The sequence below is a fragment of the Photorhabdus aegyptia genome, from assembly GCF_000612035.1.
In the GTDB taxonomy this organism is placed as follows: Bacteria; Pseudomonadota; Gammaproteobacteria; order Enterobacterales; family Enterobacteriaceae; genus Photorhabdus; species Photorhabdus akhurstii.
The window spans coordinates 1-17,650 of sequence record NZ_JFGV01000049.1 but is presented as its reverse complement, the minus strand read 5'-3'; the positions used below and the strand labels follow the sequence as shown (position 1 = coordinate 17,650).

At 36.8% G+C, this 17,650-nt stretch carries 17 protein-coding genes, 1 other RNA gene and 2 pseudogenes; 9 read left to right on the top strand and 11 right to left on the bottom strand.

What is annotated here, in order from left to right; translation table 11 throughout:
• The first annotated feature begins 19 nt into the window (after positions 1-19).
• From BA1DRAFT_RS21365 to gpmA, 3 genes are all read left to right on the top strand, one after another.
• The gene (locus BA1DRAFT_RS21365; RefSeq protein ID WP_051560818.1) at positions 20-718 is read left to right on the top strand and encodes a hypothetical protein; all 699 of its coding nucleotides are present in this window, start codon (positions 20-22) and stop codon (positions 716-718) included.
• Positions 719-1,031: 313 nt separating this feature from the next.
• Complete coding sequence (locus BA1DRAFT_RS15080; RefSeq protein ID WP_036780679.1) at positions 1,032-1,859, top strand: CPBP family intramembrane glutamic endopeptidase; 828 nt, start codon at positions 1,032-1,034, stop codon at positions 1,857-1,859.
• Between the two features lie 159 nt (positions 1,860-2,018).
• The gene (gene gpmA / locus BA1DRAFT_RS15075) at positions 2,019-2,771 is read left to right on the top strand and encodes a 2,3-diphosphoglycerate-dependent phosphoglycerate mutase (RefSeq protein WP_036780678.1); all 753 of its coding nucleotides are present in this window, start codon (positions 2,019-2,021) and stop codon (positions 2,769-2,771) included.
• Between the two features lie 96 nt (positions 2,772-2,867).
• Here gpmA and aroG read toward each other — a convergent pair whose 3' ends face one another.
• The 3 genes from aroG to nadA all read right to left on the bottom strand — a co-directional run bounded on the left by aroG (position 2,868) and on the right by nadA (position 6,001).
• Positions 2,868-3,920 carry a 3-deoxy-7-phosphoheptulonate synthase AroG gene (aroG, locus tag BA1DRAFT_RS15070; RefSeq protein ID WP_036780677.1) on the bottom strand — a complete coding sequence of 351 codons (1,053 nt, stop codon included), beginning with the start codon at positions 3,918-3,920 and terminating at the stop codon, positions 2,868-2,870.
• A gap of 260 nt (positions 3,921-4,180) precedes the next feature.
• A complete protein-coding gene (pnuC, locus tag BA1DRAFT_RS15065; RefSeq protein WP_036780675.1) occupies positions 4,181-4,906 on the bottom strand; it encodes a nicotinamide riboside transporter PnuC in 726 nt (241 codons plus the stop codon).
• A gap of 54 nt (positions 4,907-4,960) precedes the next feature.
• The gene (gene nadA, locus BA1DRAFT_RS15060) at positions 4,961-6,001 is read right to left on the bottom strand and encodes a quinolinate synthase NadA (RefSeq protein ID WP_036780673.1); all 1,041 of its coding nucleotides are present in this window, start codon (positions 5,999-6,001) and stop codon (positions 4,961-4,963) included.
• Between the two features lie 653 nt (positions 6,002-6,654).
• Here nadA and BA1DRAFT_RS15055 point away from each other — a divergent pair.
• Genes BA1DRAFT_RS15055 through BA1DRAFT_RS15045 form a run of 3 tightly spaced genes read left to right on the top strand, consistent with a single transcriptional unit; the run spans position 6,655 to position 8,924 of the window.
• Positions 6,655-7,419, top strand: coding sequence for an ATP-binding cassette domain-containing protein (locus BA1DRAFT_RS15055; protein WP_036780671.1), 765 nt, complete (start codon positions 6,655-6,657; stop codon positions 7,417-7,419).
• On the top strand, positions 7,409-8,161 hold the full coding sequence (locus tag BA1DRAFT_RS15050; RefSeq protein ID WP_036780664.1) for an ABC-2 family transporter protein: 753 nt from the start codon (positions 7,409-7,411) through the stop codon (positions 8,159-8,161). Before BA1DRAFT_RS15055 ends, BA1DRAFT_RS15050 begins: the two co-directional genes overlap by 11 nt.
• Positions 8,154-8,924, top strand: coding sequence for an ABC-2 family transporter protein (locus BA1DRAFT_RS15045; RefSeq protein WP_036780663.1), 771 nt, complete (start codon positions 8,154-8,156; stop codon positions 8,922-8,924). Before BA1DRAFT_RS15050 ends, BA1DRAFT_RS15045 begins: the two co-directional genes overlap by 8 nt.
• A gap of 278 nt (positions 8,925-9,202) precedes the next feature.
• On the opposite strand, the gene BA1DRAFT_RS15040 is transcribed toward BA1DRAFT_RS15045, so the two are convergent.
• The 4 genes and pseudogenes from BA1DRAFT_RS15040 to BA1DRAFT_RS22660 form a co-directional block, all read right to left on the bottom strand.
• Positions 9,203-10,075, bottom strand: a complete 873-nt coding sequence (locus BA1DRAFT_RS15040; protein ID WP_036780662.1) for a phage tail protein — start codon at positions 10,073-10,075, stop codon at positions 9,203-9,205.
• 415 nt (positions 10,076-10,490) lie between these two features.
• A complete protein-coding gene (locus tag BA1DRAFT_RS15035) occupies positions 10,491-10,874 on the bottom strand; it encodes a hypothetical protein (RefSeq protein WP_036780661.1) in 384 nt (127 codons plus the stop codon).
• A gap of 644 nt (positions 10,875-11,518) precedes the next feature.
• Positions 11,519-12,388 carry a tail fiber assembly protein gene (locus BA1DRAFT_RS24685; RefSeq protein ID WP_420865151.1) on the bottom strand — a complete coding sequence of 290 codons (870 nt, stop codon included), beginning with the start codon at positions 12,386-12,388 and terminating at the stop codon, positions 11,519-11,521.
• A gap of 2 nt (positions 12,389-12,390) precedes the next feature.
• Positions 12,391-13,123: pseudogene (locus BA1DRAFT_RS22660) on the bottom strand (tail fiber protein); the annotation flags it as partial.
• Positions 13,124-13,962: 839 nt separating this feature from the next.
• On the opposite strand from BA1DRAFT_RS22660, the gene BA1DRAFT_RS22150 reads away from it, so the two are divergent.
• Positions 13,963-14,133: a type II toxin-antitoxin system HicA family toxin gene (locus BA1DRAFT_RS22150; protein ID WP_072164812.1), complete on the top strand. Its 171-nt coding sequence runs from the start codon at positions 13,963-13,965 to the stop codon at positions 14,131-14,133.
• A gap of 63 nt (positions 14,134-14,196) precedes the next feature.
• Positions 14,197-14,604: a type II toxin-antitoxin system HicB family antitoxin gene (locus BA1DRAFT_RS15020; protein WP_036780659.1), complete on the top strand. Its 408-nt coding sequence runs from the start codon at positions 14,197-14,199 to the stop codon at positions 14,602-14,604.
• Between the two features lie 52 nt (positions 14,605-14,656).
• Here BA1DRAFT_RS15020 and BA1DRAFT_RS22145 read toward each other — a convergent pair whose 3' ends face one another.
• Together BA1DRAFT_RS22145 and BA1DRAFT_RS15015 are read right to left on the bottom strand one after the other, a co-directional pair.
• Positions 14,657-14,746 carry a tail fiber assembly protein gene (locus tag BA1DRAFT_RS22145; RefSeq protein ID WP_072164810.1) on the bottom strand — a complete coding sequence of 30 codons (90 nt, stop codon included), beginning with the start codon at positions 14,744-14,746 and terminating at the stop codon, positions 14,657-14,659.
• Positions 14,747-14,794: 48 nt separating this feature from the next.
• Positions 14,795-15,751 (bottom strand): phage tail protein, encoded by a 957-nt coding sequence (locus tag BA1DRAFT_RS15015; protein ID WP_036780658.1) that lies wholly within the window; start codon positions 15,749-15,751, stop codon positions 14,795-14,797.
• 329 nt (positions 15,752-16,080) lie between these two features.
• On the opposite strand from BA1DRAFT_RS15015, the pseudogene BA1DRAFT_RS23225 reads away from it, so the two are divergent.
• Positions 16,081-16,328 (top strand): annotated as a pseudogene (locus tag BA1DRAFT_RS23225) (helix-turn-helix domain-containing protein); the annotation flags it as partial.
• A 238-nt stretch (positions 16,329-16,566) separates the two neighbouring features.
• Here BA1DRAFT_RS23225 and BA1DRAFT_RS15005 read toward each other — a convergent pair.
• Together BA1DRAFT_RS15005 and BA1DRAFT_RS22140 are read right to left on the bottom strand one after the other, a co-directional pair.
• Positions 16,567-16,884, bottom strand: a complete 318-nt coding sequence (locus BA1DRAFT_RS15005) for a hypothetical protein (RefSeq protein ID WP_036780657.1) — start codon at positions 16,882-16,884, stop codon at positions 16,567-16,569.
• A gap of 681 nt (positions 16,885-17,565) precedes the next feature.
• Positions 17,566-17,650, bottom strand: a non-coding RNA gene (locus BA1DRAFT_RS22140) — RtT sRNA; the annotation flags it as partial.

Sequence of the window (17,650 nt, the reverse complement as noted above, 5' to 3'; positions counted from 1 at the left end):
AAAAATAAGGAGCATTACTATGACCTCAGTCTCCAAGGCGATGTTAATAGATACATTGCAATCTAAAAGGGATAACAACACTATTGCTAATGCTCTACGTGAAGTCTCTCTGACCCCACTCTACCCCATTGATATCGCCGCTATTTTACGCCAGCTTGACTTCCCTATTAGCGAGATTGCAATTGCACTGCACAAGCACTTCCCAACGCTTGATCCGCTAGACGTTGGTCAAATGTTGCTTGATCCTAAAGTGTATCCAGCAACAACTCGCCCGGAGTTAATCGCAGCCTTGGATGGAGCTGGCTTTCAAGCCCAAGAAGCTGAATTAGCGGCCAATATTTTGTATCCAGTAACCATATCTGTATCTGCGGATAAACCTTGGCAGAATAGCGATGTGACAGTTAATACAAATCTGACAACCACAATTACCTATCTCAGCGGCACATGGTCTTTTAACCCACAGTATAACGATTGTCAGGCCGAAGGAGATAAGGCTCATATTGCCCAGGAAGATTACACGTTGCCAGGCCAGCCAGTAGGCGCACTGGTAGGCCGTGTCGGTGAAACCGTTTTTTTGATTGGCCGTGAAGCTAGTGTCCCGAGTGGGTTATCTGGTGAATTACAGCTTTGTATCAATGATGATTTAAAAGGACGTTATGGCGCCGGATTGACAGATAATAAAGGTGCGCTGGAGGTTAAAATCAGTACACGAAAATAAGCGAATTTGTACTCGTTCAAGCTCAACCTGACAGCCACCAGTTATTTATACAAGTGGCTGATCTGTCCAATATCTCAATGAAATTTATTTTCCATACCATATTGAATCAGATCTAATAACACGGCTTTTTCTTAGGCAAACTTTGACCAAAAAATAATTCTCACCGATGGACTTCTTCTCCGACCAGTTAAAAAAGCATCGCAATTTAGTTATTATGCATTATTATTTTTTGCTCACTAAATAACATCTATCATCGATTTTTGATCTGCTTTTCAGATCGTTTCTTAATTTGTTAAAAATAAAGGGAAATTATATGATTTGGGGTTTACTTGCTACATCACTAGCGTTATTAGCTATACACCGCACTACTGCGATTATCGTTCTACTGGCCGCGATTATTACCGGATTCGTCACGCAAACTATGATTTATCCGGCCATCGCCACTATTGCGATTATTTTTTTGTTGAGCGCACTACGTATCTATTTTCAGCAAAATAACATCATTAAAATAACCACTGAACTGTTATTACTCGCCTTTGCAGCGGCATTATTCCTACATCTGCTCCCCGGTTTTAATAACCTGAAATATCTCGATAAAGTTCAAATAGGCCCTCATAGCGCCCCATTCTCAATGTATTTCAACTTTGACAAAGCACTCATTCCTTTCTTGCTGTTATGTTGCATGCCTGGCCTATTTACAACAAAGCCACTGGCAAAGGTTCGCCCTTATGCATGGATAATCTTAGCTACAGCGATTCCTGTACTGTTGAGTATTGCAACAGCTCTTGGAGGATTAGCGGTTGAACTGCATATGCCACAATGGTTGCCGATGTTTATTTTAGCAAATATTTTCTTTGTTTCCCTGGCAGAAGAAGCGCTATTCCGTGGCTATATCCAACAGAGGTTAAGCCAGTGGATGAACCCCTATTTTGCCCTGATCATCACCGCGTTGATTTTTGGTGGCGCACACTTCGTCGGCGGCCCATTACTGATGATTTTTGCTACACTTGCAGGATTAATATATGGGCTAGCATGGATGTGGAGTGGCCGTCTGTGGGTCGCTGTTGGGTTCCATTTCGCGCTCAATTTGGTTCATTTGCTGTTCTTTACTTACCCAATCAAGTTGGTGAGCGCACTATAAACGTGTCAAATTTGCCCGGTATCTATTCAGCAATCTGCAAGAAATTCAGCTTTCCAAGCAAATAAAGCTTGAAACAAGACTATTGATTGCTGTTCTGGTGCATAGGGCAATATAATGCGCTCAATTATCATTAAGTTTGATTTTTAAGGAGTTTAAGCTATGGCTGTCACTAAACTGGTTCTGGTAAGACATGGCGAAAGCGAGTGGAACAAAGAGAACCGTTTCACTGGCTGGACTGACGTCGCGTTATCTGAAAAAGGTCGCGCCGAAGCTCAACAAGCAGGGCAACTGTTGAAAGAAGAAGGTTTTGTTTTTGATTTTGCCTACACCTCGGTGCTAAAACGCGCTATCCATACGCTGTGGAACATTCTGGATCAAGTTGATCAACAGTGGTTGCCGGTTGAAAAAAGCTGGAAACTGAATGAACGTCATTATGGCGCTCTGCAAGGTCTGGACAAATCAGAAACCGCAGCTAAATACGGCGATGATCAGGTTAAACTGTGGCGTCGTGGTTTTGCTATCACCCCACCAGATTTAACTAAAGATGATGAACGTTTCCCAGGCCATGATCCACGTTATGCGAATCTGAAACCAGAAGAGTTACCAGTGACTGAAAGCCTGGCAACGACTATTGAACGCGTGATCCCTTACTGGGAAGAAGTTATCAAACCTCGTGTTGCTCAAGGTGAGAAAGTGATTATCGCTGCGCACGGTAATTCTTTGCGCGCGTTGGTTAAATATCTGGACAATATGAGCGAAGAAGCCATTCTTGAGCTGAATATCCCAACAGCAGTACCTTTGGTTTATGAATTCGACGAAAACATGAAACCAATTAAGCATTACTATTTGGGTAATGCTGATGAAATCGCAGCAAAAGCCGCAGCGGTAGCCAACCAAGGTAAGGCAAAGTAATTTCCTTGCTATGAAAAATTGCTGACAGCGTATTTTTCAGCAAACATAAAAAACCGGAGTTGTTGATTCCGGTTTTTTTACATTGGAAAAATGTTATCAGCCACGACGCGCTTTTATTGCCGACGACAATTGACGTAACAAAATTTCAGTGTCAGCCCAACCAATGCAAGCATCAGTAATACTTTTGCCATATACCAATGGCAGACCGCTATCTGGATTTTGATTTCCCTCTTCCAAGTGACTTTCTACCATGACGCCAATAATCGCTTTCTCCCCGGCGATAAGCTGCCGACTCACATCTGAACACACATCCATTTGCTTTTTAAATTGTTTAGAACTATTGGCATGACTGAAATCAATCATAATCCTTGCCGGCAAACCTGCTTTTTCCAGGTTTTGCTTCACAACAGCAACATGTTCAGAACTATAATTCGGCTCTTTACCACCACGCAGGATAATATGACAATCGTTGTTTCCACTGGTATTTACAATCGCAGAATGTCCCCACTTAGTTACAGAAAGAAAACTGTGGGGGGAACTTGCTGCATTAATCGCATCAATGGCAACTTTTATCGTACCATCAGTGCCATTTTTAAAACCAACCGGACAGGAAAGACCAGAGGCCAACTCACGATGGACCTGAGATTCCGTTGTACGAGCGCCAATTGCCCCCCAACTCATCAAATCGGCTAAATACTGTGGAGAAATCATATCCAGATATTCACCCGCAGCCGGTAGCCCCATGTCATTAATATCCCGTAACAACTGACGAGCTAAACGCAAACCATCATTAATATCAAAACTATTATTCATATGAGGGTCATTGATTAACCCTTTCCAGCCAATAGTTGTACGCGGTTTTTCAAAATAAACTCGCATGACAACTTCCAGATCCTCTTTCAGCTCCTCACGCAATTCATTCAGCCGTCCGGCATATTCCATTGCTGCTTTAGGATCATGAATAGAACATGGCCCAATCACAACCAACAGACGATCATCTTCACCCGTCAGAATTTGATGAATCGTTTTGCGCGCCTTACGTACTGTAAATGCAGCCTTTTCAGTTGCTGGAAATTTCTCAAGTAGTGCCACAGGAGGTAATAGTTCTTTTATCTCTTTAATTCTTATATCATCATTCTGATAATTCATAGCCCTCTCTCATCTAACATCTTTGTATATTTAACTAAAGCAATCATGTGATTTTAATCTAACTGTTAGAAGCCAAACTGTAAATATTCTTTGTAGAGAATAAATAAATCAATGCTTAACTCAAGACATAGCAAGATATTGTCAAATGTGGTTAACTCTATTCTTATGGTTGAAATATCTTTAGAAATGAGAATTATCAAAGTAAATACCTAAAAATATGCCAGAAATCGACAAAACAATTCTCTGGCATAGTTAAGAAACTATTTCATATGAGATAATGGTAAAGAATGGTTTTTCTTAGCCGCCTGAATCCACAAACGGGAGCCATTAAATGCAATGCCCAAGAGAATCACATACTGCAACGACATTGCCAGCACACCTTGATGGAAATAGATAACAACGCTTATCACATTGATAACTATCCACACCAGCCAGTTTTCAACATATTTGCGGGTCATCAGAATCATTGCCACAATAGATAGCACCGTCATTGTCGAATCCCAGAATGGGAATGCATCCGGCTCCAACATCGGCATCTGAACATTAAAGCCAAATTTTTGCATAACCATAACGGCAATCTGGGTCAGATAGCCAAAGACCCGATCAATATTAAAAGTCATAATGGCAATCAATAGCACAGAAATCAGACTAATTATTACCGCCTTATTCAAACTTAACCAACGTATTTTAAGTTCAATCTGCTGCTGATCATTCACCCTGCTCCAGGCATACCAACCATAAATATTTGCCGCAAAGAAGAATAATTGCAGCAATAAACTGGCATAAAGTTGAATTTGAAAGAAAATCACAGCAAATAATGTGACATTAATGAGTCCAAACAAATAATTAATTATCTTCTCTTGACTGGCAAACCAAATACATAACAAACCCGCAATCGTACCTACTGCCTCAATCCACGATAAATCATATCCTCCCTTTCCCAGAGGTATATTGACTAATATGTTGTTAATACTGAAAAAATCCATCTGTTATATCCTATTATTATCTACAATAAAATATTACGCTCATTATTCAATTTTCTATTTTAACTGAGTTGCAAAATCAAGCATCCTATTTAAAGGAATCAATGCCTTTTCCCGCAACTCTTTTTCAACCCATATTTCATGCTGCTCCCCTCCCCGTTCCAGACCCTGAACGATGGCTTGTAAGCCATTCATTGCCATCCACGGGCAATGAGCACAACTACGGCAACTCGCCCCTTCTCCAGCCGTAGGCGCTTCAAATAACTGCTTCTCAGGGCATGCCTGCTGCATTTTATAAAAGATACCTTTATCTGTTGCCACAATTAGTTTCTGATGCGGCAAAGATTGCGCTGCTTTGATTAATTGACTGGTCGAACCAACAGCATCAGCCAGATCAACAACAGCTTGTGGTGATTCAGGATGAACCAATACCGCAGCATCGGGATGCAGACCTTTTATCCTTATCAAAGCCTGAGTTTTAAATTCATCATGAACAATACAAGCCCCCTGCCAACAAAGAATATCGGCGCCTGTTTGTTTACGGACATAATTGCCCAAGTGGCGATCGGGCGCCCAAATTATCTTCTTACCCTGACTATCCAGATAATCGATCAATTCAACAGCAATACTTGAAGTCACAACCCAATCCGCTCGTGCTTTAACGGCTGCTGATGTATTTGCATAAACCACGACGGTACGATCAGGATTGTCATCACAAAACTGGGTGAACTCTTTTTCAGGGCAACCAAGATCTAGCGAACACTCAGCTTCCAACGTTGGCATTAAAACGCGCTTCTCAGGGTTGAGAATTTTGGCGGTTTCTCCCATAAATCGCACACCGGCAACTAATAAAGTAGAGGCGGGATGCTTATTGCCAAAACGCGCCATTTCCAATGAATCGGCAACACACCCTCCTGTCTCTTCCGCTAAAGCCTGGATCTCAGGATCGGTGTAATAATGTGCAACCATAACAGCATCCTGCTGTTTCAGAAGGCGTTTAATTTTTTCACGGCAATGTTTTTTTTCATCCTTACTGAGAAAAGCTGGTTTGGGTGGGAATGGATAAATAGTTGAATTAAAATCAATATACTGGTTCATTATGCTGACTCTCTGTTTAGTATATGGTTTTAAAAAGCAAAAATTTTGGTTTTTAGTCCGAAAATCCGCCTAGTTTTGTTTAATATACTAAACAAAATAACCAATTTATAGTAATTTATCGCGAAATCTTTTGTCTGCGACAGAGAACAGAGAACAGAGAACAGAGAACAGAGAACAGAGAACAGAGAACAGAGAACAGAGAACAGAGAACAGAGAAAATGATACACTGATAATGGCTCAGAACTTAAATATTATGCCCTTTTGGGTATAAATATCCACATAGTAATTTGACTGTAAAAGACAAACTATCTTTATCTTGAGGCCGGTGATTTTAACCTTTTACATCAAAGAGTAAGTATAGCCTCTAATAAATAATCCGCTCTGTGATGTGGTTCAGCATTTTTGTTAACAAACTTGTTTTCTAATTTGACAGCAAATATTAATTTTAATATAAATTAAGTTACAGTCGCTATATTTTAAGTTGGCATTTAGAAACTAGTGAAGTATTAGATAAGTTATTTTTGGTTCAAGATTATGCGAAAGGAATAATTAATATAGATAAAGAAAAATTTATTGTTCATGGTGTAAATAGTAAAGCAAAAGAATATATCATGAATAATAATGACATATTACTTACAAAATAGTGAATTGAAATGATAAAAATTACTGATTTATGCTTTAGTTATAAAAGTAGAGAAATTAAAAAAAATATTTTTAAAAATATATTTTCATTAAATGAAATCGAAGTGGTTTTATTTGAAAATATAAATATTGAAATATTTGACGATAGTAAGATTATAGGATTATTAGGGAAAAATGGCACAGGGAAAACAACTTTAATAAAACTGATTTCCGGTATTTTAACTCCAAACTCTGGAAGCATTACCGTTTTTGGTATTAATTCAAGTGGCAGACCTCTTAATCTTTTATCTAATCTTGGTATCGTTTTTGGCAATAAATCAATGCTTTGGGAGGAGTTATCTCTCTATGAAAATATTGAGCTTTTTTCTAAGATATATAAACGTAATTATGATAAGAATAGTATTGAGAATATGATAGAAATGTTGAACCTTAGAAGTATAGCAAAAAAACCAGCAAAAACGTGTTCTTTAGGTCAATCTGTGAAATCTAACTTATTAATACACTTTCTTAATAGGCCAAAATTACTGATATTGGATGAACCAACAATCGGATTAGATATAGAATCACAAATTCTATTACGCAATATATTAAAAGATTATGCCAAAAATAATGAAAGTAAAATACTAATCACCTCACATAATATGATAGATATTGCGGATGTTTGCAAAGATATTATCTTCTTGAAGGATGGTGAAATATCAAAAATAAATCTAAATAAAAATAACTCGAAAGAAAATAATGCGCTATATCTAGAGGGACTTTTCTGTGATAATTAAATTTTCTTTTATTGAAACCATTAGGGCAAAGAATATAATATTTGGTTACTTATTTATAATTTTAACATTATATGCAGTTGAACTATCTTTTTGGGATACCATGACAAAATCAAATGGTTTTGTTAACTATACACATGATGAGATAATAATTTATATATTATGGTCTGTTATTATATTTCAATTAACAAGTATTAGCGGATTTCCAGAAAATTTATCATTCCATATTGAAGATGGCAGTATAGATAGACTAATTATAATGCCAAAATCAATACTATTATATTATTCAGAATATGCTTTGGGACAAATATTAGCCAGATTACTTATAATGTCACCATTAATTCTATTTATAATTATATACCAAAAGGACATTCCTAATTTTATATATCTATTTATTTCGTTATGTATAGGATTGTTTATCAACTTGTACTTAACCATGATATTGTCATGTATGGCATTCAAATTTAGAGGCTCGTACTCTTTTATAATTATTAAGGATACTTTGTCATGGGTCCTTTCAGGTGCGTTAATACCATTAGATGTGTTTGGTGATTCTTTAAAATCAACATTTAATTATATTCCATTTCAATACATTACTTATATTCCAGTTAAAATTGCGACAAATTCAATATCTATTTATTTTATATTTAATGGATTTTTAGTCATGGTGTGTTTAATGACAATTTTTAATTTTATTTGGAATTATATGTTAAAATACAATCAAGGATATAATGGTAATGCTTAGGATCATATTTATTGGTTTTAAAAGTGGATTGTCAGAAGCAAAAAAAAGCCCATTAAATTTTTGGTTATCCGCTTTCGTTAATTTTAGTTACTATATAGCACAAGCTTTTTTTTGGTATGCTATTTTAAATTCACAATCTCCAGGTTATATTTTATCTGATGATTTTGTTATTATATTTTTTGCTACGGTGTGTTTAGTCGATAATTTTTATCTTTTTTTATTTGGTAAAGGAAGCCTCTTGCTAGTTAAAAAAGTCAAGTCATTAAAGTTAGAACCTCATTTAACGTTACCTATAAATACTCAATTTTTATATGTCGCTACAAATATTGCATTTGAGCATTTTTTGTTGTCATTCCTATCTTTAATATTATTTTTTACTGTACATATTTACCTTGGCACTAATATTTTATTGATTTTTTTACACTTTATAATGGCATTAGAAGGAGTCTTAATACTTACTTCCATTACATGGATCATAAGAACAACAATATTTTGGACAACTTCATTAGTTAGTATTAAAAACTCAAATCCTTGTTTTAAAGTATTGGTGAGACCTGAACAATCTTTTCATGGTGTAGTCCGCTTTATTTTAATGTTCATACTCCCGTGTCTATTTATAACTGGCGTTCCAGCTTCGGTAGCAAGTGGAATAATGAGTATGAAATGGTTTTTTATTCAAACCCTGGTCACATTGATTTTAATTTTTATAGCTAAATTGATTTTTGATATTGGTGTTAAAAGATATTCAAAATATATCACGTGAGGAAACGTAATGAAATTGGGAGTTATTTCAGTAAGCCATATATCGCATTTTAATTCAGGTAAATCTAGTGATTTCTTAGATTCACTTAAAATAACCAAACAATTTACTTTTATTATGTAGTAATAATGAATTAGTGCATAAACCAGCATCGCTAGTGTCAATATCCGCTGGAAATGGTGGCGCTTTTTGTATTTCTGATTAAGGTCATTTGGATATAAAAATAATAAAGCCAGACTAGCCGGCTTTATTCTTACTTTAAGCTGTACCATCCACTAAAATTATGCAGCCCTTACAATGTAACTAAATGCTATGTTGCGGGGCCTATTTTCGTTAGCGGTTGGGACTTGTCTTGATGCATCAATATCAAAATAGGTAAGATCAGTACTAGCGCCGCCATTTGCTGAACGTGTATCTGCCGTAGCATATCGCGACGATGCCATGACCCCACTCACAACAGGCGTCTGAGGAGCACCTCCCATCTGAGCATGTATAGCTTGAGTTGACCCTGTAATATTTCTGATTGCATCTCCCTGCCAAGACAAAAGCCCACGACCACCATCAACACCTCGATTATCATCCCATCCGCGGATAAACTCTCCTCTTAAATCAGGCAATCTACCGCTAGGATAAGCCTCCGCCAACTTCGGATACTGTAATTTATTAAAAGGTGAACCATTACAAACAAAATAACCAAAAGGCGGATAAATTAACGGCCAGGGAATAGGAGAACCGACAGGTATATTAATCTCTTCACGTAATGAATTTATTACGTCCTGAACAAGCTTTTGTGTCGCCGCCAATGTATCACTATTGCCAATCACATTTGTCAGCTGAACAACACCTTTTTGTGTTAATGAAGCATTGGGAATGTCTGTTGTAATTTTTTGTTCTATCGCTTTATTTAATTGAGCGGTAAGTTTGGCTACATTCCCATCATCCAGAACATCATTGCCAGATTGTGTCGCGATAAAATCAGCGACAACAGATGATATGGTTGATGACTGACGTAACACCTTATTTAATAAGTGCGTGGGAACACTATCCGGAGAAAATCCTGTCTGCAAAACCTGGTTTTGTTCATACTTTTCTTGACTAATGACATTGGCATTACTACTAATAGAAAAAGCCTTAAAATCATTTTTAGAACTCATATATTTTCCTTAAATTAAATAATGTGACTTTATAATCAACATCTTGAATTATTGTAGAAATAGTCTCCTGCAATTCATGCAAATCAAAGTCTAGTTCAAGAAAAATATAATACTGTGTTCTTATTACTTATAAGGTTAATCGTTTTTGTATCATTAGCCGCAATAAGTCGTTCAACATTTTGAAATCGCTTTCCGATTTATAAGAAATAGAGATTAAGAAAATATTTCGATGGTGTGTAGATATGTACATTTGTCGCTAGTACATATTGAAACCCCATGCACGAATATCGATGTTATTCTGAAATTTCACCACACAAATACGGCACATTACCCTTTTTCTGTTTTCAGGATAAAAATAAAGCCGGACTAACCGACTTTTATTTCCTTATCTATTCCGTTGCTTGATAGAATGGATTTATGGAATGACTATAACACTAGGATCTGTTAACGAACATTCGATGTTTGATACTAGGGTGACAGCAATAATATTTACTGCCGAATTTCTTGATTTATCAAACAAAGAAACCTTTATCACCTCAGTAGAGAGTTTTTCCCCTTCCACTCCATCATTTAACGTAATTATCCTACCATTGTATTTCAAAGGAAGTTCATTTAACAGAATGCTAGAACTCTTTGAGATATCAACATTATCAGATTTAATAATACCTTTTTGTTCAGCTTTCTGTATTACCTGTTGAACATTCCAACCGTTAATATCTGCACAACCATCAGATCTTGTTCCCGCTACAGCGTTAGCAGTAAAAAGCATCGCAGTTAATATCAATATTAGTCTTTTCATTCGACAACCAAATCCGTATCGTGCGAGAGCAATATCTCACGTCGTATATCTCTATTAAGAATTATACAACCTTCTGATGCAGGATTATTCTTATATATACCCTGACTACTCCAACCGTAGCCAATAAGCTTTGTATCGTGATAAATTTCACCACTGTATTGTTGATAAATCCATATCATAGTGCGTGCCTCTACTTGAATATTAATAACAAAGTTTCATTTCTACCAATCAAATGAAACTCATATGGTTCATCAATTAGACAATAGCATATCTGGATAGTTCTTATCTGTTACTAAAATAACTGGATTTATTCTCCATGTCTTCCTGTAACTATTTTTTCTGCCGGTTCCAAACTGAATCTTCTAGTATCTGAACACAAATATCTGGTATTGAAGATTTTTGTTTCCACGCTCTACGGTATATGTGGGCAAGCTGGTTGATACAATCCAGAATCACTTTCGGCATTACACAAGAAATGGGAGAGTTGGGAAAATGCCTCTATGATACGCAGATATACGCATTTGTTGCCAGTACATCTTGCCATGCTAAAGATATTGATACTATTCTGCAATTTCATAGCACAGATACGGTACATTACCCTTACTCTGTTTTCAGGATAAAAAAATAAAGCCGGTGCCCCGGCTTCAATGACTTGGCTGCTCCGGCCACTTAATATCAGGAGCTTGCAGAATATCGACACGGCTCAATAATACAAAATACTTTTTCCAAGCCATTAATGCTATTTTCTCTGCTTCTGTTGCCATTTCAACATCAACGGTATGTTGCAGTAATGTAACTACTTCATTTGCATGTCGACGCAATGTATCTCGTTGTTGTTCTGCCTGTTCAATCTGATTGGCTTTTACTGCAACTTCATCAACGACCCACTCTTTTCCGGTCCACTTATCAAAATGAGTAGCAGGTTTCCTGAATGTTAGCGAATCTGATAACTCACCGATTTCTGTTATCCCAATCGGCAAACAAGTTTGCGTGTTGTAAGCTGTTTTCCCCCGGTAATCGGGGACAATTTCCCAATACTTACCATCTTCACTACGACAAACCACTTTGTCATCAGAATCTGGAAGTTCTGGCGCATCAATATAGGAACTAGCTGGTAGCCCTATGCCTTCCATTAAATATTCCGGGCGAGCAAAAATAAACTCGCGGGAATATGGTGCTACATGATAAATTGTCAACCAGCCGGGTTTTTCTGCTAACCCATCTTTACCTAATACTGCCACTTCAGGTTCTAAAGAATTTTTTTGTTCAGCCATTATGCCGCATGCTGCTCTCACTACGTAATTAAATGCTATATTACGGGGACGGGTGACACCAAAAAAATTTGTATCTGTAATCCAATTTCCAGCTCCACCTATTCCTCGTCCATTTACTTTAACATTCCCAGCTGGAACATCCCAATTTAGCTCTGCTCTATTATTTAACGAGAAGTTAACAACACAATTAGGAGGATTATTAATTTCTTGTACTAAATAAGACCCTTCTTGCCAAGACACAATTCCACGCCCACTATCAACACCTCGACTATCATCCCAACCACGAATAAACTCGCCCCTTAAATCAGGTAATCTACCGTCAGGATAAGCTTCTGCTAACTTTGGGTACTGTAATTTATTAAAAGCAGAGCCGTTACAATTGAGATAGCCGATAGGTGGATAAGGTAATGGCCAAGGAATTGGAACACCAACAGGAATATTATTAGCTTCTTTATTTTGCTTATCTATTTCTTCTCTCGAATACGCTCCCACATCCGCCGCATTCAAATTAATATCCTCATCTAACACTTTACCATTCACTTTTCGACTATTAGACACTCTGCTATTAATATTTTCATACAGTGAGTTTACTATTTCCTGAACCAATTTTTGCGTCACTGCCAATGTATCACTATTACCGACCTGATCAGTCAGTTGAACAACACCTTTTTGTATTAATGAAGCACCAGGAATTTCTGTTGTAAACTTTTGTTCTAACGCTTTATTTAGTTGAGCGGTAAGTTTGACTATATCACCATCATCCAGAACATCATTGCCAGATTGTGTCACGATAAAATCAGCGACAACAGATGATATGGTTGATGACTGACGCAACACCTTATTTAATAAGTGAGTGGGAACATTATCTGGAGAAAACCCTGTCTGCAACCCCTGGCTTTGCTCATATTTTTCTTGACTAATTACATTTGCATTATTACTAATAGAAAAAGCCTTAAAATCATTCTTTTGACTCATATACTTTCCTTAAATTAAATCATGTTATTTTATAATCAACATCTTAAATTATTGTAAAAATAATCCTCTGTAATTCAGGCTAATAAAAGTCTAGTTCAGGAAAAATATAATACTGTGTTCTTATTACTTATAAGGTTAACCGTTTTTGTATCATTGGCAGCAATAAGTAGTTCAACATTTTAGAATCTAAAACATACAGACAATTTATATTTAATATCTGGAAATTATTTTTCTCTTATTCCTGTCATTTCATAGAAAAACTTCGTAAGCAATTAGCGTAAGAAACTACGGAAACGGGGTATTAAACCGAAAAGTTGAACTTTTTTGAAATGGCAACAGGCATCTAATTCTGAGTGCCTCTTTTGCGAATTGCTCTAATAAATTTATGTGTGGGTCTTAACCTATCGTAATCCTAACAGGTTTCCCTAGCCAGTACACCTCAGAATCTAAAAAGATACAGCCGGATTAACCAACGTTATTTACTAACCACACCTTTCCTCCTTTTTATACCCGTCATCTTTCAAGTTGCTTCTTTGTTGGCTGCACTCTCTCACCCCGGTCACATAGTTATCTATGCTCCCGGGGATTCGCTCCCTTGCCGCCGCGATGCATCTTGAAATCCATAGGGTATATATATTTCTGATAACCAATTATCAATGATATTTGAATCTTCAATTAGTGTAAGTAAATGCTCGTTACCACCCTTTCAGCCTCTGATTGTTACATTTATCATATTTCACACCTATAAAAGGTAGGCATAACACCTATAAATATATTGATAACGGAATTAATGTGTAGGTATTATACTCATACATTAACCAAACGGAGGATTTAAACTAATAAAACTCCTAATAGCTGACGGATGGGTTAAGGCCAGACAAGACGGTAGCCACATCACCCTAACTAAACCCGGTGTTGCAAAAACAATCACAATACCGCACCCAAGAAAAGACTCATCAAAAGGCGTGATCCGGCAGGCACAAAATATTTCAGGGTTGAAATTACTATGATAACGGGCACAGTTATGCCACCCTTTCTCTGCAAAGTTCATGATCAAATTAAGAGGTAATACTATGATTTATCCACTCTTTATATTTAAAACAGAAGATGGGTTTGACGGTTACTTCCCCGATGTTGAAAGCTGTTTCTTTGCCGGCAATACTTTAGAAAATGCTATTCGGGATGCTAAAAAAGCATTCGCGCAGCACATGGAAGTTTTAACCGAACACGGCGGCTATGTCCCTACCCCAAAAGACTCATCTGATTATATCGGTGATTCTCGCTTGTCTGAAGATGGAGGGGTTATTGCCCTCATCGAGTTAGACCCAGCAAAATATGAGTCAAAGGCCATAAAGTTCAATTTAACTATGCCTGGCAATCTATTAACTGCTATAGATCGCTACATTGAGAAAAACGGACACTACAAAAACCGCTCTGCTTTTCTAGCTGAGTTAGCCAGAAAAGAAATAGCTCCCCACTAACAGATTTAGTTTTCAGAATAAAAAAATAAAGCCGGGCTAACCGGCTTTGTTACTACCTCAGTTTATCCAGCCATTCAATATCGAAAGCTTGTAAAATATCTGTTCTGCTCAGTAATACCCGATATTTTTTCCATTCAAGCAAAACGGCTTCTTATATTGCTGGCTTTCAAAGAGTATTTCTGTTCAGCTATTACGCAGCCCTCACTATGTAATTAAATGCAACATTGCGGGGACGGGTTTCATAACCGCCTGTATTGTTAGCAATTGATGTAACAGTTGCGTCGCCTGTAACATCCCTACCGAGCGGATATTGGTATCCATCTACAGGTCCTTGATAATTAGAGAGGTATTTTCTTCTCTCGTTTCCTTGAGAAAGTTGTATTCTTTTTGTGTTGTCAGTCTGTGCGCTTAAAATAATACGACCACTATCAACACCTCGACTATCATCCCAACCACGAATAAATTCTCCACGCAGGTCAGGTAATTTCCCTGTAGGATACGCCGCCGCTAATTGTGGGTAAGCTGTTTTATCGAACTCTGCTCCATTACATTGCAGCCACCCCGCTGGCGGTATAACTGTAGGCCAGGGAATAGGAGCTCCCACAGGAATATTATTAACTGCATTGATTAGATTATTAACTTCTGCCTTGGTATATGCACCTATATCCTCAGCCTCTAAACTAATGTCAGTAGACAATGTTTTCCCATTCACCTTTCGGCTATTGGGCACTCTGTCATTAATATTTTCACGCAATGAATCTATTATTTCCTGGGCTAGCTTTTGAGTGACAACCAATGTATCACTATTGCCCACTACATCTGTAAGCTGAACAATACCTTTCTGTGTTAATGAGGCATTTGGAACTTCTGCTGTGATTTTTTGTTCTAACGCTCTGTTTAATTGAGCGGTGAGTTTAATTATATCGCCATCATCTAGAATATTATCGCTAGATTGTGTAGCGATAAAATCAGCTACCACAGATGATATAATTGATGACTGGCGAAGAACTTTATTTAATAAATCGATAGAAATAGTATTTGGTGGAAACCCAGTCAGTAAACCCTTACTTTCTTCATATATTTCTTGACTAATTATATTCGCATTATTACTAATAGAAAAAGCCTTAAAATCATTCTTGTGACTCATGCACTTTCTCCTTAAATTAACAATGTTATTTTATAATCAATATATTAAATTATTGTAAAAATAGTCTCACTTGCAATTCACACTAATCAAAGTCTAGCCCAGAAAAAGAATGTGGTTCAACATTTTTGAATCAAAAACATACCCTACAAATTTATATTTAACATCTGGAAATTATTTTTATTTTATTCTTATTGATATCATCGATACACTTAAGTTACCAATTCTGAAAACGTGTAGGTAAATGAGAGTGCTGACACTGGAAGATTTCAGTAATATGATGAAGCTGCCGGGTTAATGCGGTTATCGACAAAGTAGAGCTAGAATGAACAATGAATATTAAACCTATTAGAACAAAACAAGATTATCAAGAAGCATTAAAAACTGTTGCCTCTCTGTTTGATAATCAACCTGAAATCGGCACACCTGAATTCAATTATATGGAAGTTATGGTTCTGCTGATTGAAGCCTATGAAGCAGAACACTATCCCATCGACCCGCCAGATCCAATCGAAGCTATCAAATTCAGAATGGAACAGTCTATTTAGAACCTGTAATTGGCAAAATAAATCGAGAATACTGAGGAGTCCCCAGAAAATGAGACAGGCATAGAGTGTTTGTGATCCACCAATTGCACAACCAATTCAGTGAGATCACCTCTATGCCCATTCGTAACGTATGTCAGAACTTTTTCCCGTATGCCTTAGCGCATTCCACAAATATCAACACAATGCCCTGATTAATGCCTCTGTAGTGTTGATCAGGGGTGTATCACTGGCGTTGACCCGCCTTGAATATTTCCCCAAAGAAGACTCAGGTTAAAAGAGAGGATTATTATTCGATCCAACCTCCACTTCAATTTCTGCGTTTAAATAACTGGCGAGATTAGTAGCCGTAACTTTATAGTAGTAAATAAGATTAGGAGGCGGTATAAGTATTTCACTTCTGCCAGGATAGATCTCTATAGAATTATACAGAGTATAATCTCCAACTAAGGATGCCCAGTAGCCACTCACTTTAACTAGCGCTAAACTAACGTTTTTTATAGTTATATGAGGTTGATGAGCAGGAACTAATATACTGCCATTCTTATAAATATCAAGAGTCTGATTAGGGTTTATATATACTCGTGCCATTTTATTGTTTCCTTATTATTACGGTTATTTGACTGTTTATATAGCATGTGACCTTATCGGTGAAATTTAAATTAGCATTTACTCCGAGTAGTTAAATATTGAACTTTATCAGTGACGTAAAAATAATAAGATAATCTCATGGTCATATCAGTATTAAATGATTAGTAGGAAGAATGTTTTCTGGAGCATATTAAATGTCAGTATTAAAATCAGCCAGATTAATTATGAGCTATACATTGGTATACTTCTAGAAATGAAATAATGATGAATGTCATTTAGACGTTTAATTTTAAAGTAATAGATATGTTTTTAATTTCAAAATTTTGGGTTATTTATTACTATTAATTACATGTAATGGTTAATCATTTGAGATGTAAGAATATTTCATTGTTATTTATTCAAATTAGACTATATTTGAAATGAATTATCAGAGGTTTTCTACAGTAATAAATATATTACTTATAGAATAATATGATAGTTTCGAATAGTAAGTGCAACATAATTATCCTACAAGTAAATAAGTTCGTATTCTTTTAAGGAATTTATTGTGAGCTTTGCAATTACGCGCTGTTATCCCGCTTCGCTCGGCTCGAACCTGCGACCTATTGATTAAAAGTCAGCTGCGCTACCGACTGAGCTAACGACCCATCTAGGGAATTTGTTTCGAATGAAGCTCTAAGATGGTGGGTCGTACAGGATGACTCGGCCTGCGGCCTCGCCCTTCGGGCCAGCGCTTACGCGCTGTTGTCTCGCTTCGCTCGGCTCG

Coding starts and splice junctions, on each gene's coding strand:
- BA1DRAFT_RS21365 (WP_051560818.1), top strand. CDS start 20: ATGACCTCAGTCTCCAAGGCGATGTTAATAGATACATTGCAATCTAAA.
- BA1DRAFT_RS15080 (WP_036780679.1), top strand. CDS start 1,032: ATGATTTGGGGTTTACTTGCTACATCACTAGCGTTATTAGCTATACAC.
- gpmA (WP_036780678.1), top strand. CDS start 2,019: ATGGCTGTCACTAAACTGGTTCTGGTAAGACATGGCGAAAGCGAGTGG.
- aroG (WP_036780677.1), bottom strand. CDS start 3,920: ATGAATTATCAGAATGATGATATAAGAATTAAAGAGATAAAAGAACTA.
- pnuC (WP_036780675.1), bottom strand. CDS start 4,906: ATGGATTTTTTCAGTATTAACAACATATTAGTCAATATACCTCTGGGA.
- nadA (WP_036780673.1), bottom strand. CDS start 6,001: ATGAACCAGTATATTGATTTTAATTCAACTATTTATCCATTCCCACCC.
- BA1DRAFT_RS15055 (WP_036780671.1), top strand. CDS start 6,655: ATGATAAAAATTACTGATTTATGCTTTAGTTATAAAAGTAGAGAAATT.
- BA1DRAFT_RS15045 (WP_036780663.1), top strand. CDS start 8,154: ATGCTTAGGATCATATTTATTGGTTTTAAAAGTGGATTGTCAGAAGCA.
- BA1DRAFT_RS15040 (WP_036780662.1), bottom strand. CDS start 10,075: ATGAGTTCTAAAAATGATTTTAAGGCTTTTTCTATTAGTAGTAATGCC.
- BA1DRAFT_RS15035 (WP_036780661.1), bottom strand. CDS start 10,874: ATGAAAAGACTAATATTGATATTAACTGCGATGCTTTTTACTGCTAAC.
- BA1DRAFT_RS15020 (WP_036780659.1), top strand. CDS start 14,197: ATGATTTATCCACTCTTTATATTTAAAACAGAAGATGGGTTTGACGGT.
- BA1DRAFT_RS15015 (WP_036780658.1), bottom strand. CDS start 15,751: ATGAGTCACAAGAATGATTTTAAGGCTTTTTCTATTAGTAATAATGCG.
- BA1DRAFT_RS15005 (WP_036780657.1), bottom strand. CDS start 16,884: ATGGCACGAGTATATATAAACCCTAATCAGACTCTTGATATTTATAAG.